The organism is Paracoccus binzhouensis (assembly GCF_016446475.1).
In the GTDB taxonomy this organism is placed as follows: Bacteria; Pseudomonadota; Alphaproteobacteria; order Rhodobacterales; family Rhodobacteraceae; genus Paracoccus; species Paracoccus binzhouensis.
The window spans coordinates 74,851-90,073 of the sequence record NZ_JAEHFP010000003.1; the positions used below are offsets into that span (position 1 = coordinate 74,851).

The following is a 15,223-nucleotide window of genomic DNA, read 5'->3' on the forward strand; positions in this document are numbered from 1 at the left end:
CTGAAACCGGCGGACGGGGGAACCGATGGCAGGAGAGATGACGGCCGCCGCGGCGGCGGCAAGCGAGGCGGCGGGCCATGGCGGCGGCCCCGACATTCTCGGCGTGGTGGTGTTGCTGGCGGCCGCGGTGATCGCGGTGCCGATCTTTCGCAAGCTGGGATTGGGCGCGGTGCTGGGCTACCTGGCCGCCGGGCTGGCCATCGGCCCCTACGGGCTGGGGTTCTTCCACGATCCGCAGTCGATCATCCATGTCGCCGAGCTTGGCGTGGTGCTGTTCCTGTTTGTGATCGGGCTGGAGATGCAGCCCTCGCGGCTCTGGACGATGCGGGGCGAGATCTTCGTGCTGGGCTTTGCGCAGGTGCTTCTGGCCATCGCCGTGCTGACCTGCGTCGGGCTGGCGCTCGGCTTTCCGGTCGCGGCCAGCTTCGTCTCGGGCACCGGCTTCGTGCTGACCTCGACCGCCATCGTCATGCAGATGCTGGCCGAGCGCAATGAAATGGCCCTGCCCAAGGGTCGCCGCATCATCGCCATCCTGCTGTTCGAGGACCTGGCCATCGTGCCGCTGCTGGCGCTGGTCGCCTTCCTTGCCCCGGGAGGCGAGGAGGTCACCCTGCCCGCCCGGATGATCGCTATTGCCATCGGGCTGGGCTGCATCGGCGCGCTGGTGCTGGCGGGCCGCTACCTGCTGAACCCGATGTTCGGCCTGCTGGCGCGGTTCGGCGGGCGCGAGGTGATGGCGGCGGCGGCGCTGCTGGTGGTGCTGGGCGCAGCGCTGCTGATGCAATGGGGCGGGCTGTCGATGGCGATGGGCGCCTTCCTGGCCGGGGTGCTGCTGTCCGAATCCAGCTTCCGCCACCAGCTCGAGGCGGATGTCGAGCCGTTCCGCGGCCTGCTGTTGGGGCTGTTCTTCCTGGGCGTCGGCATGGCGCTGGACCTGCGGATCATCGCCCAGAACTGGGGGCTGATCGCCCTCTGCGTGCCGGCCTACATGGTCCTGAAGATGCTGGTGATCTACGGCACCGGCCGGGTGCTGGGTGCCGGCCGGTCCGAGGCGCTGGAGCGCGCCGTCCTGATGGCGCAGGGCGGCGAATTCGCCTTCGTGCTGTATTCCAGCGCCATGCAGGCCGGGATCATCAGCGGCCAGGACAACGCGGTGCTGACCGCCATCGTGATCGTCTCGATGGCGCTGACGCCGCTGCTGGTCATCCTGCACGACCGGCTGGCGCCGAAGCCCGCCCCGTCGCTGGAGGGCGTCGAGGCCGCGCAGGGGCTGGAAGCGCGGGTGCTGATGATCGGTTTCGGCCGCATGGGCCAGATCATCAGCCAGCCGCTGATCGCGCGCGGCCATTCCATCTCGATCATCGAAAGCAATCCGCAGACCATTCGCGACGCCGACGAATTCGGCTTCAAGGTCTGGTATGGCGACGGCTCGCGGCTGGACGTGCTGCATGCCGCCGGCGCCGCCGAGGCCAAGCTGATCGTCGCCGTGGCCGGCGACAGGCGGGCCGTGACCCGGATCGTCGAACTGGCCAAGCACGAATTTCCGCTGGTCCCGGTCATCGCCCGCGCCTTCGACCGCGAGCACGCGCTGGAACTGGTCGAGGCCGGGGCCGACTACCAGCTGCGCGAGACGCTGGAAAGCGCCTTCGCCATGGGCCGCGAGGCGCTGCTGCGGCTGGGCGACGATCCCGAGGCGGTCGAGGAGGTCATGGAGGACATCCGCGGTCGCGACATGGAGCGGTTCGAGATGGAATGCCTGGGCGGCATCTTCGCCGGCCGCGACCTGCTGCTCGGCAATCGCAAGAGCTAGGCGCACGCGATCTCGATCAGCCACAGATCCGCGGCCGGGGGCAAGGGCAGCGCCGCCTCGGCCCCCTCGCAGAACAGCGCGTCGCGCGGCTGCAGCGCCACGGCCTCGCCCGCGTATTCCAGCGCGACCGGCGCAATGGCCAGCAGCAGCCGCCATTCCGGCACGGTGTCCCAGGGATCGGCGGCCGCTCCGGCCAGCCGTGCCAGCCGGTGGGTGAAGGCGCCGCGCCGGGTCATGACGTTCAGGTCGCTGATGGGTCCCGCCAGCAGCCGGGCCGAGGTCGGCACATCCGCCGGAAAGCCCAGCGGCGCCGAGTCCGGAGTCAGCCGCTGCACCGGCCGGCCCTGCACCTGCAGCTCGATCCCCTCGCCGGTCAGCACTGCCAGCGTGCGGTCGATCTGCGGGAAGAGCGAGAAATCGCCGTCCTCGGTCACCCCGGCCATGCTGACGCGCCAGCCGAATTCGGCCAGCCCGGCGTCCTGGGGATGGACGGCGATCTCGACCGTCTCGCCGCGGCCGTTCTTCCAGGGCATGCGGCGATGATCGGCGGCGCGCAGGATGCGGCAGGTCATGGGGGCTGTCCTCCTTCGGCGGCGGGGGCCCAGCGATAGCCGATGCCGGGCTCGGTCAGGATCAGTTCGGGCCTTGCCGGGTCGCGTTCCAGCTTCTGGCGCAGCTGCCCGATGAAAACGCGCAGATAGGGCACGTCATCGACATGCGCCGGCCCCCAGACCAGTTGCAGCAGCCGGTGATGCGTCATCACCCGGCCGGCATTGCCGGCCAGCGCCGCCAGCAGGTCGAATTCCTTGGGCGTCAGCCGCAGCGGCTCGCCGTCACGGCTGACCTGATGCGCGGCCAGGTCGATCACCAGCCCGCCCTGGCGGATCTGTTCCGCCCGCGCGGCGCGGCGCGGCCGCAGGCTGGCGCGCAGCCGGGCCAGCAACTCGCCGATGCCGAAGGGCTTGGCGACGAAATCGTCGGCGCCGAGGTCAAGCGCCATGATCTTCTCCATCTCCTGGTCATGGGCCGAAAGCACGATCACCGGCAGGTCCGAGCGCAGCCGCAACCGCTCGATCACCTCCTTGCCGTTCATGTCCGGCAGGCCGAGATCGAGGATCATCAGGTCCGGCTCCTGCGCCGCGACCTGGGCCAGCGCCTCGATGCCGGTGGCGGCAAGGCAGGTGTCGTAACCGGCCGCGACCAGCGCATGGCCCAGGAACCGCTGGATCTGCGGCTCGTCGTCGACAACCAGGATCAGGCGCCTTTCCCTCATGCCGCGGCCTGGCCGTCCGGATTGCCCGGATCATCTGCCGGCAGTGGCAGGCGGATCGCCAGCAGGGCGCCGCCCGAGACGCTGCGCGCCGCAGTCATGCGCCCGCCAAGCGCCCGGGCGATGCCCTTGCAGATCGGCAGGCCCAGCCCGGCACCGGGCGGCGCGCCCACCGCCTCGTCCGAGGCCAGCCATTCGGCGATGGCGGGTGGCAGGCCGCGGCCGCTGTCCGAGACCGCCAGCACCAGTTCCCGCCCCTCCGCGCGCCCCTCGACCGCGCCGGTCACGCGGATGGGGCCGGGCGTGTATTTCACTGCGTTCTCGACCAGATTGAACAGCGCCTGTTCCAGGAGCCCCGCCTCGGCCCGGATCATCGGCAGCGGCGCCAGCTCTGCCGCGATCTGCGCCCGCGGCCAGCTGCGCCGCGCCCGCGTCACCGCCGCCTGGACGGCGTCGCCCGCATCGACCCAGGCCATCTGTGCCGCGATCCCGGCCTGCAGCCGGGTCAGTTGCAGCAGCTTCTCGACATAGCGGGCCAGGCGCTCGGATTCCTCCTCGATCGCTGCCAGCAGGTCGGTCTGCGAGGCCGGGGGCAATGTCGCGCCCAGCTCGCGCAGCGTCGTCACCGCGCCCAGGATCGTGGCCAGCGGCGTGCGCAAGTCATGCGACAGCGAGGAGAGCAGCGCCGCCCGCGTCTCCTCGGTGACGGCGCGGCGGCGCTCGGCCTCGGCCGCCTCGGCCAGGGCCAGGCGCTGCAGCGCCTGCTCGGACTGCCGCAGCACCACCTCGATGGTCTTCTCGCGCCAGTCCCTGTCGCTGCGATCCGGGTCCAGCCGGGCATGGCCCAGCACGATGCCGCGCTGGCCGCCCATGCCGTCGCTGACGCTCAGCGGATAGAAGCTCAGCCGCGAACCGCTCCAGCCGCGGGCGGCGGCCAGCTCGGCCCGGCCGCGGCGAAAGGCGATGTCGGCGGCGTCCAGGTCGCTGGCCTCGGGCAGGTGGTCGGCGGGCTCGGCGGCCAGAAGCTGCAGCTGCCCGCCCTCGGCCCGCAGCGCCACTGCCGGGCCCTGCGACAGGCCGTGCAGGTGGCGCAGCGCGATGCGCGCCACGTCCTCGGTGCTCTTGGCCCCGGCCAGGTCGCCGCTGACGCGCGACACCACCTCGAGCGCCGCCGCCCGGCCCTTGGCCGCGTCCACCTGTTCGCGCAGGCGCCCGGCCAGGATGCCGGCCAGGCCCGCCGACAGCAGGAAGACGGCCAGAGTGATCAGGTCCTGCGGCCGGGCGATGTGCAGGGTGAAATGCGGCTCGACGAACAGGTAGTTGAAGGCGGCGATGGCGCCGAGCGCGCTGGCCAGTCCGACCCAGAAGCCGAAGGCGGCGGCGCTGACCAGCACCGCGGTCAGGAACAGCAGGATCGAGACGTTCTCGGGCAGCAATTCATGCAGCCGGTCCGCCGCCAGCGTCACCGCCGCCAGCAGCGCCGCCGCGCCCAGGAACCCGACCGGCCGCGGCGCTGTCATCCAGCGACGGTCGTCGGGCGGCAAGGGGGGCGGGTCGAACTTGTCCATGAGCGGATCTGGCGCGAGGACGGGGCCCTTGTCCATGGTCTTTACGATTTCCTTACATCCTTTCCGGGAATCCCTGTCGATCCCTTACGCGGCGCCGCCACATGCTGCGCCTTCTGCCGGAGGTGATTCCGGCGCTTGGGAATGAACGCATGGCAAGTCTGGATACCCACATGCCCGATGAGGCGCCGCGCCGCGCCGGGCTGTTGTCGCTGTCGCTGGCTGCGGTCGGGGTCGTCTATGGCGACATCGGCACCTCGCCGCTCTACGCCTTCCGCGAGGCGATGCATGCCGCCGGCGCCAGCCATGGCGGCGTCTCGCGCGCGGACGTGCTGGGCGTGCTGTCGCTGATCGTCTGGGCGCTGGCGCTGGTGGTGACGGTGAAATACATCCTGATCCTGCTGCGCGCCGACAACCAGGGCGAGGGCGGCACGCTGTCGCTGCTGGCGCTGGCGCAGCGCGCCATGGGGCGGCAGCACCGGCTGGTGCTGGCCCTGGGCCTGATCGGCGCGGCGCTGTTCTATGGCGATGCGGCGATCACCCCGGCGATCTCGGTCCTGTCGGCCATCGAGGGGCTGAAGCTGGTCACGCCCGGCGTGGACCCGTTCATCGAGCCCATCGCCATCGCCATCATCATCGCCCTGTTCCTGGTGCAGAACCACGGCACCGAGGCGGTGGCGCGGTTCTTCGGGCCGGTGATGCTGGTCTGGTTCATGGTCATGGCCGCCGGCGGTATCCACTGGATGGTCCAGGATCCCGAGGTGCTGGCGGCGCTGAACCCGGCTCATGCCCTGCGCTTCCTGCTGCAGAACGGCCGGCTGGGCCTTGTCGTGCTGGGCGCGGTGTTCCTGGCGGTGACCGGGGCCGAGGCGCTTTATGCCGACATGGGCCATTTCGGCCGCAAGCCGATCCAGGTGGCCTGGCTGGTAGTGGCTTTCCCGGCCCTGCTGCTGACCTATTTCGGCCAGGGCGCGCTGCTGCTGTCGCGTCCCGAGGCCATGGCCAACCCCTTCTTCCACCTGTTCCCGTCCTGGGCATTGCTGCCGGTGGTGATTCTGGCGACGCTGGCCACGATCATCGCCAGCCAGGCCGTCATCACCGGCGCCTATTCGCTGACCCAGCAGGCGGTGCAGCTGCGCATGCTGCCGCGGATGAAGATCCGCCACACTTCGGACGAACACCAGGGCCAGATCTACATGCCCGGCGTCAACCGCTGGCTGATGCTGGCGGTGCTGGCGCTGGTGCTGCTGTTCGGCTCGTCCTCAAGCCTCGCCTCGGCCTACGGCATCAGCGTGACCGGGACCATGGTGGTGACGGCGCTGCTGGCGACCATCGTGATCTGGAAGCACTGGAAGCTGCCGCTGTGGCTGGCGACGGCGATCATGCTGCCCTTTCTGGTGCTGGACCTGACCTTCCTGGGCGCCAACCTGATCAAGATCGGCGAGGGCGGCTATGTGCCGCTGGGCATCGCCGCCGCGGTGCTGATCACCATGACCAGCTGGATGCGCGGCACCGCCATCGTGCTGGCCAAGGACCGCGAGGCCGAACTGCCGCTGGGCGCGCTGCTGGCGCAGATCGAGAAATCCGATTCCATCGCCACGGTTCCGGGCACGGCGGTGTTCCTGACCTCGACGCCGGATCTGGCGCCCTCGGCGCTGCTGCACAGCCTCAAGCATTTCAAGTCGCTGCACGAGCAGAACGTGATCCTGACCATCACCACCGCCGAGGTGCCGCATGTCCCCCCGGCCGAGCGGGTGCGGATCGAAGACCTCGACGAACGCTTCCGCCGCGTCACCCTGGTCTATGGCTATGCCGAGGAACCCGACGTGCCGGAGGCGCTGCTGCAATGCCGCCGGCAGGGCTGGAAATTCGACATCATGGCGACCTCGTTCATCCTGTCGCGGCGGCGGCTGCGGATCTCGACCCGCTCGCGGGTGCCAAGCTGGCAGGGCAAGCTGTTCATCGCCCTGTCGCGCAATGCCGCCGCCGCCTCGGACTATTTCCGCATCCCGGCCGGCCGGGTGGTCGAGATCGGGGCGCAGATGAACATCTGAGACGGAGCCCGACGGGCAGGCGTGGCGCGGTTCAGTCGATCCGCGCCAGCGCCGCGCCGAAGCCCAGCACCTCGCCCTGCGCGGCGATGCGGGTCAGCCTGCCCGGTCGATGCGCCTCGATGCGGGTCTCCATCTTCATCGCCTCGATGACGGCGACGACCTGGCCCGGCTCGACCTCGGCCCCGTCCTCGACCTGCCACAGGGTCAGCGTGCCGGGGACCGGGGCGGTCAGCAGGGCCGCATCCGCCTCGGCCTCCGCCTGTGGGACGGCAGCGCCGCCGCCCGCGGGCAGCGCCGCCAGCAGGTTCGCGGGCAGGCCCAGCTCGTGGCGCCTGCCGTCGATCTCGATGGCGAGGCGCATGAGCGGCTCCTGCGCAGCCGGCGCGACGCGGGCATGGGGCGCGACCGCCTCGGCCAGCGCCTCGGCGAAATCGGTCTCGATCCAGCGGGTATGGACGCGGAAATCCCCGTCCTCGGCGCAGAAATCCGGCTGGGCCAGCACCGCGCGGGCAAAGGGCAGCACCGAGGCCACACCCTCGATGCGGAATTCGCGCAGCGCCCGTTCGGCGCGCTGCAAGGCCTCCTGCCGGGTGGCGCCGGTGACGATCAGCTTGGCCATCAGCGAATCGAAGCTGCCCGGCACCACCGAGCCTGAAGCGACGCCGCTGTCCACGCGGATGCCCGGCCCCGAGGGCGCATCGAAGACCTCGACCGGCCCGGGAGTGGGGAGGAACCCCCGGGCCGGGTCTTCCGCATTGATGCGGAACTCGATGGCATGGCCGCGCGGCTCGGGCACCGTCTCGTCGGCCAGCCTTGCGCCTTGCGCCACGCGGATCATGGCGCGCACCAGGTCGATGCCGGTGGTTTCCTCGGTCACCGGATGCTCGACCTGAAGCCGCGTGTTCACCTCGAGGAAGGAAATCGTGCCATTGGCCGAAAGCAGGTATTCCACCGTCCCGGCGCCCGAATAGCCGGCATGGGCGCAGATGGCGCGGGCGGATTCGTGGATGCGGGTGCGCTGCTCGTCGGTCAGGAACGGGGCCGGCGCCTCCTCGACCAGCTTCTGGTTGCGGCGTTGCAGGGAACAGTCGCGGGTGCCGATCACCTTGACGGTGCCGTGCTTGTCGGCCAATACCTGCGCCTCGACATGGCGCGGGCGATCGAGGAACTGCTCGATGAAGCATTCGCCGCGGCCGAAGGCGGTCAGCGCCTCGCGGGTGGCGGATTCGAACAGCTCCTCGACCTCCTCCAGCCGCCAGGCGACCTTCATGCCGCGCCCGCCGCCGCCGAAAGCGGCCTTGATGGCGATGGGCAGGCCGTGTTCCTTCGCGAAAGCCAGCGCCTCGGCAGCGCTTTCGACCGGGCCGGGGGTGCCGGCGACCAGCGGCGCGCCCACGGCTTCGGCGATGCGGCGGGCCTCGATCTTGTCGCCCAAAGCCTCGATCACCTTCGGGTCGGGGCCGATCCAGATCAGCCCGGCATCCTGCACGGCCTGCGCGAATTCGGCACGCTCGGACAGGAAGCCATAGCCGGGATGGATGGCATCGGCCCCCGCCGCCTGGGCGATGGCGATGATCTTGCCGGCATCCAGATAGGTCTCGGCGGGCCTGTCGCCCCCCAGCGCATGGGCCTGATCGGCCATGCGCACGAAGATCGCGTCGCGGTCGGCATCGGCGTAGACGGCAACGCTTTCGATGCCCTCGTCGCGGCAGGCGCGGATCACGCGGACGGCGATCTCGCCCCGGTTGGCGATCAGCAGGCGGCGGATGGGGCGGCTGGGGCCGGTGGCAAAGATGGTCATGCGGGCCTCTCTGGCGTGATGGGGGCGAAATCGGCGCTGGCGGTAAAGCGGATGCGGGCGCCGGGCGGGATCTGCCCGGCCAGGTCCAGCGCCTGCGGCACCAGCGTGGCGATGACCGGATAGCCGCCGGTCAGCGGATGGTCGGCCAGGAACAGCACCGGCTGGCCGGAATGCGGGATCTGGATGGCGCCGGTCTCGGTCCCTTCCGAGGGCAGTTCCGCGCTGTCCTCGCGTGTCAGCGCCTCGCCCTGCAACCGGATGCCGACGCGCGAGCTTTGCGGCGTAACTAGCCATTCCTGCTTGAGAAAATTCCGAACCATGTCCGGGGTGAACCAGTCTGTGCGCGGGCCGAGGGTCACCGGCAATTCCACCAGATCGCCGGGTTTCGGCAGCGCGGGCTCGGGTTCCGGCGCGGCGGCGGCAAGGGCGGGACGGTGCGCGGGGGCCAGCACCGCGCCCGCCGTGACCGGATCGGGGCCGACATGGGCCAGCGTATCGGTGGCGGCCGAGCCCAGCACCGGCGCGACCTTGAACCCGCCGCGCAGCGCCAGATAGCTGCGCATGCCCGCGCCGGGCGGGTCGATGACGATCTCGTCGCCCGCATCCACGGCGAAAGCCGCGCCGCGCGGAACGGCGTGGCCGGCAATGCTGGCCTGTGCCGCGCCGGTCAAGGCCAGAGTTAGCGGCTGGTCGGCCTGCAGCCGCACCGGACCCAGCGTAATCTCCAGCACCGGCGCGTCCGAGGGATTGCCGACGGCGCGATTGGCCCGGCGCGCCGCGCCCAGGTCCAGCGCACCCGAGGCCGAGACTCCCTGCCCGCCCTGACCCGGCCGCCCCTCGTCCTGAAAGACGATGGGGAAGGCGGTGGACAGGACGCGCAAGCCGCTTTCGGGCTGCGGCTGCGGGACGGCGGCCGAGGCGTGGACCTCGGCCTTGCGCGCCACGAAGCGGCAGCGCATGCCGGGGCGCAGCAGTGCCGGCGGATCGCGGGTCAGGTCCCACATCGGCACCTCGGTGCGGCCGATCAGTTGCCAGCCGCCGGGGGTCTCCTGCGGATAGACGCCGCAGAAGCGCCCGGCCAGCGCCACCGAGCCCGCCGGGATGCGGGTGCGCGGCGCCGGGCGGCGCGGCAGCTCAAAGCGCGGGTCGCCGCAGGTCATGTAGGCGAAGCCGGGCGCGAAGCCGCAAAAGGCCACCTGCCAGGTGGTTTCCTGATGGGCGGCGATCACCTCGGCCTCGGTCAGGCCCATATGGGCGGCGACATCGGCCAGATCCTCGCCGTCATAGGTCACGGGCAACTCGACCGTTTCGCTGGCGCGCGCATTGGGCGGCGTGCCGGGGGCGGGCTGGCGGGCCAGGACCGCGCCGGCCAGCCGGCCGTCGGCGACGACACCGGGCGCGGTGCGGATCATCAACGTGCGCGCGGCCGGGACGATCTCGGCCACGCCCGGCACCGGGTCGGCCAGCAGCGCGTCGAACAGTGCCAGCGTCTGGTCCAGGTCGTCCAGTTCCGCCAGCAGCGTCCTGGGTCCGATGGGCAGGAAGCGCATGGTCACACCTGCCAATGCGTGTCGGGCACGTCGGTGATGAACATGTAGCCCGGCGCATGGGTGATGGCGAAGGGCGGTTTCGACGCCATCAGCGCCGCCTGCGGGGTCACGCCGCAGGCCCAGAACACCGGCACCTCGCCCGGACGGATTTCCACGGCATCGCCGAAATCGGGACGGGACAGATCGGCGATGCCCAGGGCCTCGGGGGCGCCGATATGGACGGGGGCGCCGTGGACCGCCGGCGTGCGGCCCGAGATCATCGCCGCCTCGGCCACCCTTCCGGCCGGGATCGGGCGCATGGAGACGACCATCTTGCCATGCAGCCGCCCCGCCGGCCGGCAGTCGCGGTCGGTCAGGAACATCGGCACGTTGCAGCCTTGGGCGATGTGGCGCATCTCGATCCCCGCCTGCTGCAAGGGCGTCTCGAAGGTGAAGGAGCAGCCGATCAGGAAGGTCACCAGATCGGGATGCTCGGCCCAGGCGGCGGTGGCATCAGGGGTCTCCTCGGCCAGCACGCCGTCGCGCCAGATGCGATAGAGCGGAATGTCGGTCCGCAGGTCGGCATCCGGCGCAAGCGCGGTGCGGTGGCTGCCGGGGTCGGTCACGTCCAGCACCGGGCAGGGCTTGGGGTTGCGCTGCGCGTAAAGCAGGAAATCCCAGGCCCAGTCCCTGGGCAGCGAGATCATATTGCATTGCGTGAAGCCCGGCGCCATGCCGGCGGTGGGATGCGGGACGCCTTCGCGGCAGGTCAGGCGGGCGGCGCGGGCGGATGCGGGATCGGGCAGCAGGGTCATGCCGCGCCCCCCATGGCCGGGGCGATGGCGACACCGCCTGCCAGCAGCATCTCGCGGATGCGGGCGGCCATGGCGACCGCGCCGGGGCTGTCGCCATGCACGCAGATGCTGTCGGCCTGCAGGCGCAGGGTCGAGCCATCGGCCGCCTCGATCTCGCCCTCGGTGGCCAGGCGCAGCATGCGGGCGGCGACGGCCTCGGGATCGTGCAGCACCGCCCCGGCCTCGCGGCGCGAGACCAGCTGGCCGTCGGGACGATAGGCGCGGTCGGCGAAGGCCTCGGCGATGGTGGGCAGGCCGGCTTCGGCCGCTTGCCGCAGGATCTGCGTCCCGGCCAGGCCCATCATCGCCAGCCCCGGATCGACCGCCTTGATGCCCTCGATCACCGCCGCGCCCTGCCTAGGGTCGACGGCGATGGTGTTGTAAAGCGCGCCATGCGGCTTGACATAGCGGATGCGGGTGCCGGCGCTGGCGCAGATGCCTTGCAGCGCGCCGATCTGGTAGATCACGTCCGCGACCAGCTCGGCATGGGTCACGTCCATCGGCCGGCGGCCGAAGCCCACCCGGTCGGGATAGGAGACATGCGCGCCCACCGCCACGCCCCGCGCCGCCGCCTCGCGCACGGTGGCCAGGATGGTCAGCGGGTCGCCGGCATGGAAGCCGCAGGCGACGTTGGCCGAACTGACGATGCCCAGCATGGTGGCGTCGTCGCCCATCCTCCAGGCGCCGTAGCCCTCGCCCAGGTCGCTGTTCAGGTCGATGTTGCGGGTCATGTATTTCTCCGGGACGTTGGGGCGGCAGGCCCGCGGGGGGCCTGCCGCGATCATGGCTCAGGCGCTCAGGAAGGCAAAGATCGGGCCGATGGACATGAAGCCCATATACCAGGTCAGCGCGCAGACCGCGGCGCTGGCGATCAGCAGCGGCCGGCTGTAGACATGGCCGCCCATCAGGTCGGCCCGTGCGAGGCCGACATAGGTGAAGATGGTCAGGCCGATGGGCAGGATCAGCCCGTTGAAGCCGCCGACGAAGACAAGGATGGCGGCCGGCGCGGTGCCCAGCGACAGATAGACCGCCAGCGAGATGGCGATGAAGATCACCGTGGCGATGTTGCGGTCGCGGTCGCCCATGGTGCGAAAGGCGACCAGGAAGCTGACCGAGGTATAGGCCGCGCCGATGACCGAGGTGATGGCGGCGGCCCAGAAGATCAGGCCAAAGATGCGCATGCCCCATTCGCCCAGCACCACGGCAAAGGCCTGCGCGGCGGGGTTCGCGGCCTGGCCGGACAGGTCCAGTGTCACGCCCGAGGCGACGACGCCCAGAATGGCCAGGAACAGGATGAAGCGCATGACGCCGGTGACCGCGATCCCGGTCAGCGAGGCGCGGGTGACGGCGGCAAGGTTCTGCTCGCCCACCAGCCCCTTGTCCAGCAGCCGGTGCGCGCCGGAATAGGTGATGTAGCCGCCCACGGTGCCGCCGACGATGGTGGTGATGGTGGCGAAATCGACGATCTCGGGCAGCACCATCTGCCGCACCGCCTCGCCCACCGGCGGGTTCGAGACCAGCGCGACGATCACCGTCATGGCGATCATCAGCAGGCCCAACCCGATCAGCGAACGGTCGAGCAGCAGCCCGGCCCGGCGCGACAGGAAGATGCCGATGGCCAGGGCCGCCGACAGCGCGCCGCCGATCTTGGGCTCCAGCCCGAACATGGCATTGAGACCCAGCCCCGCGCCGGCGATGTTGCCGATGTTGAAGGCCAGCCCGCCGACCAGCACCAGAATCGCCAGCAGATAGCCCGCGCCAGGAATGGCGGCGTTCGCGGTGTCCGAGGCGTTGCGCTTGGTCAGCGCGGTGATGCGCCAGATGTTGAGCTGCACCACGAAGTCGATCACGATCGAGGCGAGGATGGCAAAGGCGAAGGCGGCGCCCAGCTTTGCCGTGAAGGTCGCGGTCTGGGTGATGAAGCCCGGCCCGATGGCCGAGGTCGCCATCAGGAAGATCGCCGCCATGAAACCGCCGCGCGCGGCAGCCGAGGCGGCAGAGGGGGAGGTGACGGATTCGGCCATCGGTCTGCTCCTGCTGCAAGGGTGGAGTGCGTCTTGGGAATGGCTCGACTGTGAATTCAACAAGACAATCCGTCAACGATAATTTGACATGCATGATTATATTGTTGAACAAAGCATGATAAAAGCAGGGATAATCTGCGCGGATGATGGGCAGCCCGGCGGCTTCCTGCCCGCTCATGCGGCAGCGATGGTCCCTGCAAGGCGCCGGAAAAGCCGGCGAATCGGCGCGGCATGCCTTGCCTGCCCCGGGCCTCTCGGCCAAGATCGCCCGACCCCTGACGTTCGAGCCATGATCCCCGCCCCATGACCAAGGAACCTGCCGCGATGGCGGACCCCCGCGAACCCGCCCCCAGTCCCGCCGCCAGCCTTGCCGAAGGCATCGCCGCCCGGCTGCGCGACCAGGTCACCGGCGGCGCGCTGGTGCCCGGCCAGCGCCTGTCCGAGGCCCGGCTGGCGGCCGAGCTGGACATCTCGCGCAATACCCTGCGCGAGGTGTTCCGCCTGCTCACGCGCGAGGGTATCCTGCGGCACGAGCCGAACCGGGGCGTCTTCGTCGCCGTGCCCTCGATGGCCTCGATCCTCGACATCTACCGGGTGCGCCGGCTGATCGAGGTGCCGGCCCTGGCCCAGGCCTGGCCCGGCCATGCCGCCGTCGCGCGGATGCGCGCCGCCGTGGCGCGGGCCACGGAATTGCAGCGCATCCCCGACTGGCGCGGCGTCGGCAGCGCCAACATGGAATTCCACGCCGCCATCGTGGCGCTGACCGACAGCCCGCGGCTGATCCAGTTCTTTACCCAGATCATTGCCGAGCTGCGGCTGGCCTTCGGCCTGCTCGACAGCCCCGAGCTGCTGCACCGCCCCTATATTCCCCGCAATGCCGAGATCCTGGCCAGGCTCGAGGCCGGCGATCCGGCCGGCGCCGCCCGCCTGCTCGAGGATTATCTGAACCAGTCCGAGCGCGCCGTGCTGGAGGCCTTCGCCCGGCTGGGTTGACGGCGCGGCCTCTCAGCCTTTGCGCGGGCTTGCAACCTGCCCGTTCCTGCGACAATTAAGCGCATCGGAAGCCCGTTTTCCGGGCAGGCGCGAAGGAAAGACCAGATGACCAGACCGGCAGGCGCCGTGCTGCACCAGATCGCGCAGGCGCTTGGCCCGGCGATTGCGCCCGGCTCGCCGCGCGAGGCGCTGAGGGCGGGGGTCGGCGCGCTGGTCGGGCTGGGCGTCTCGGGCCTGTTCCTGCTGTCGCCCTCGGCCGACCTGCGGCTGGGGCTTTCCATGATCGCCCCCTTCGGCGCCACCTCGGTGCTGGTCTTCGCGGTGCCGAACAGCCCGCTGGCGCAGCCCTGGTCGGCGGTGGTCGGCAATTGTGTCGCCGCTGCGGTCGGCGTGCTGGCCTGCATGGCCGCCCTGGACCCGGCGCTTTGCGTGGCGCTGGCGGTTGCCGTCACCATCGCCGCGATGATCCTGCTGCGCGCCGTGCATCCGCCGGCCGGCGCCGTCGCCATGACCGCGGCGCTGAACCCCGACGCGATCCGCGCGCTTGGCTTTCATTTCGTCCTGGCGCCGGTGCTGGCCGGCACGCTGGCCCTGGTCGGCTTCGCGATGATCTATGCCCGGCTGACCGGGCGGCGCTATCCCTTCCGCCAGTTCGACGAGCCGGGCCCGCACGGCACCGCCGACCATCCGGCGATGGAGCGGCTGGGCCTGTCCCGGGACGAGTTGACCGAGATCCTGCAGCGCTATCGCCAGTCGCTGAACCTGGGGGTCGAGGACCTGGCCCGGCTGATCGGCGCCGCGGAATTGCAGGCCGCCACCCATCGCACCGGGCCGCTGACCGCGGCCGACGTGATGTCGCGCGACCTGGTCACCGTCGGCCCGCAGACCCGGCTGGTGCGCGTCGCCGACATCTTCCGCAAGCACGGCTTCACCTCGTTGCCGGTGGTCGAGAACGGCGACCAGTTCCTGGGCGTGATCTTCCAGCTGCACCTGATCCGCCGCGCCCGCGACGACGCCTTCCGCCACGACCGCCGGTTTTCCGTCGCCATGTCGGACCTGCTGTACTCCAGGCGCGGCATGCCGACCCGGGCGCGCGAGATCATGCAGACCGACCCGCCGCATGTCGCGCCCGACACCCCCATCGGGGCGCTGCTGCCGATGCTGGCCTCGGGCGAATGCGACGCGGTGCCGGTGCTGGACGGGCCGCGCATCGTCGGCATCGTTACCCAGACCGACCTGATCTCGGCCCTGGCCCGGCAAAGCCTGCGGCAGGATCTGCCGGCGCATTGAACATGCCGATAACGACAGGCCGCGCCGCATTGC

Annotated in this window: 12 protein-coding genes; 4 read left to right on the plus strand and 8 right to left on the minus strand. The window is 70.7% G+C overall.

Features of this window, described 5'->3' with window-relative positions; genetic code table 11:
• The first annotated feature begins 25 nt into the window (after positions 1-25).
• Positions 26-1,810: a monovalent cation:proton antiporter-2 (CPA2) family protein gene (locus tag I9P22_RS02265; protein WP_199257783.1), complete on the plus strand. Its 1,785-nt coding sequence runs from the start codon at positions 26-28 to the stop codon at positions 1,808-1,810.
• On the opposite strand, the gene I9P22_RS02270 is transcribed toward I9P22_RS02265, so the two are convergent.
• The 3 genes from I9P22_RS02270 to I9P22_RS02280 are packed head-to-tail and all read right to left on the minus strand — an operon-like array spanning position 1,807 to position 4,684.
• Complete coding sequence (locus I9P22_RS02270) at positions 1,807-2,382, minus strand: HutD/Ves family protein (RefSeq protein ID WP_199257784.1); 576 nt, start codon at positions 2,380-2,382, stop codon at positions 1,807-1,809. The genes I9P22_RS02265 and I9P22_RS02270 overlap by 4 nt on opposite strands.
• On the minus strand, positions 2,379-3,083 hold the full coding sequence (locus I9P22_RS02275) for a response regulator (RefSeq protein ID WP_199257785.1): 705 nt from the start codon (positions 3,081-3,083) through the stop codon (positions 2,379-2,381). Before I9P22_RS02275 ends, I9P22_RS02270 begins: the two co-directional genes overlap by 4 nt.
• Positions 3,080-4,684 carry a DUF4118 domain-containing protein gene (locus tag I9P22_RS02280; protein ID WP_233253148.1) on the minus strand — a complete coding sequence of 535 codons (1,605 nt, stop codon included), beginning with the start codon at positions 4,682-4,684 and terminating at the stop codon, positions 3,080-3,082. The genes I9P22_RS02275 and I9P22_RS02280 overlap by 4 nt, the downstream gene beginning before the upstream one ends.
• Positions 4,685-4,797: 113 nt before the next feature.
• On the opposite strand from I9P22_RS02280, the gene I9P22_RS02285 reads away from it, so the two are divergent.
• Complete coding sequence (locus I9P22_RS02285; protein WP_233253149.1) at positions 4,798-6,699, plus strand: potassium transporter Kup; 1,902 nt, start codon at positions 4,798-4,800, stop codon at positions 6,697-6,699.
• Positions 6,700-6,730: 31 nt separating this feature from the next.
• On the opposite strand, the gene I9P22_RS02290 is transcribed toward I9P22_RS02285, so the two are convergent.
• The 5 genes from I9P22_RS02290 to I9P22_RS02310 are packed head-to-tail and all read right to left on the minus strand — an operon-like array spanning position 6,731 to position 12,907.
• On the minus strand, positions 6,731-8,500 hold the full coding sequence (locus I9P22_RS02290) for an acetyl/propionyl/methylcrotonyl-CoA carboxylase subunit alpha (protein ID WP_233253150.1): 1,770 nt from the start codon (positions 8,498-8,500) through the stop codon (positions 6,731-6,733).
• The gene (locus tag I9P22_RS02295) at positions 8,497-10,050 is read right to left on the minus strand and encodes a 5-oxoprolinase subunit B/C family protein (protein WP_199257786.1); all 1,554 of its coding nucleotides are present in this window, start codon (positions 10,048-10,050) and stop codon (positions 8,497-8,499) included. Before I9P22_RS02295 ends, I9P22_RS02290 begins: the two co-directional genes overlap by 4 nt.
• 2 nt (positions 10,051-10,052) lie before the next feature.
• Positions 10,053-10,844 (minus strand): putative hydro-lyase, encoded by a 792-nt coding sequence (locus tag I9P22_RS02300; protein ID WP_199257787.1) that lies wholly within the window; start codon positions 10,842-10,844, stop codon positions 10,053-10,055.
• The gene (locus I9P22_RS02305) at positions 10,841-11,614 is read right to left on the minus strand and encodes a LamB/YcsF family protein (protein WP_199257788.1); all 774 of its coding nucleotides are present in this window, start codon (positions 11,612-11,614) and stop codon (positions 10,841-10,843) included. Before I9P22_RS02305 ends, I9P22_RS02300 begins: the two co-directional genes overlap by 4 nt.
• A gap of 57 nt (positions 11,615-11,671) precedes the next feature.
• A complete protein-coding gene (locus I9P22_RS02310) occupies positions 11,672-12,907 on the minus strand; it encodes an NRAMP family divalent metal transporter (protein WP_199257789.1) in 1,236 nt (411 codons plus the stop codon).
• Positions 12,908-13,231: 324 nt separating this feature from the next.
• Between I9P22_RS02310 and I9P22_RS02315 the strand changes: the two genes are divergently transcribed.
• Positions 13,232-13,900 (plus strand): GntR family transcriptional regulator, encoded by a 669-nt coding sequence (locus I9P22_RS02315; RefSeq protein WP_199257790.1) that lies wholly within the window; start codon positions 13,232-13,234, stop codon positions 13,898-13,900.
• Positions 13,901-14,005: 105 nt separating this feature from the next.
• Complete coding sequence (locus tag I9P22_RS02320) at positions 14,006-15,190, plus strand: HPP family protein (RefSeq protein WP_199257791.1); 1,185 nt, start codon at positions 14,006-14,008, stop codon at positions 15,188-15,190.
• Positions 15,191-15,223: the final 33 nt, after the last annotated feature.

What these genes read in the sequence shown, in the direction of transcription:
- I9P22_RS02265 (WP_199257783.1), top strand. Translation starts at nt 26, where the DNA reads ATGGCAGGAGAGATGACGGCCGCCGCGGCGGCGGCAAGCGAGGCGGCG.
- I9P22_RS02270 (WP_199257784.1), bottom strand. Translation starts at nt 2,382, where the DNA reads ATGACCTGCCGCATCCTGCGCGCCGCCGATCATCGCCGCATGCCCTGG.
- I9P22_RS02275 (WP_199257785.1), bottom strand. Translation starts at nt 3,083, where the DNA reads ATGAGGGAAAGGCGCCTGATCCTGGTTGTCGACGACGAGCCGCAGATC.
- I9P22_RS02280 (WP_233253148.1), bottom strand. Translation starts at nt 4,684, where the DNA reads ATGGACAAGGGCCCCGTCCTCGCGCCAGATCCGCTCATGGACAAGTTC.
- I9P22_RS02285 (WP_233253149.1), top strand. Translation starts at nt 4,798, where the DNA reads ATGGCAAGTCTGGATACCCACATGCCCGATGAGGCGCCGCGCCGCGCC.
- I9P22_RS02290 (WP_233253150.1), bottom strand. Translation starts at nt 8,500, where the DNA reads ATGACCATCTTTGCCACCGGCCCCAGCCGCCCCATCCGCCGCCTGCTG.
- I9P22_RS02295 (WP_199257786.1), bottom strand. Translation starts at nt 10,050, where the DNA reads ATGCGCTTCCTGCCCATCGGACCCAGGACGCTGCTGGCGGAACTGGAC.
- I9P22_RS02300 (WP_199257787.1), bottom strand. Translation starts at nt 10,844, where the DNA reads ATGACCCTGCTGCCCGATCCCGCATCCGCCCGCGCCGCCCGCCTGACC.
- I9P22_RS02305 (WP_199257788.1), bottom strand. Translation starts at nt 11,614, where the DNA reads ATGACCCGCAACATCGACCTGAACAGCGACCTGGGCGAGGGCTACGGC.
- I9P22_RS02310 (WP_199257789.1), bottom strand. Translation starts at nt 12,907, where the DNA reads ATGGCCGAATCCGTCACCTCCCCCTCTGCCGCCTCGGCTGCCGCGCGC.
- I9P22_RS02315 (WP_199257790.1), top strand. Translation starts at nt 13,232, where the DNA reads ATGGCGGACCCCCGCGAACCCGCCCCCAGTCCCGCCGCCAGCCTTGCC.
- I9P22_RS02320 (WP_199257791.1), top strand. Translation starts at nt 14,006, where the DNA reads ATGACCAGACCGGCAGGCGCCGTGCTGCACCAGATCGCGCAGGCGCTT.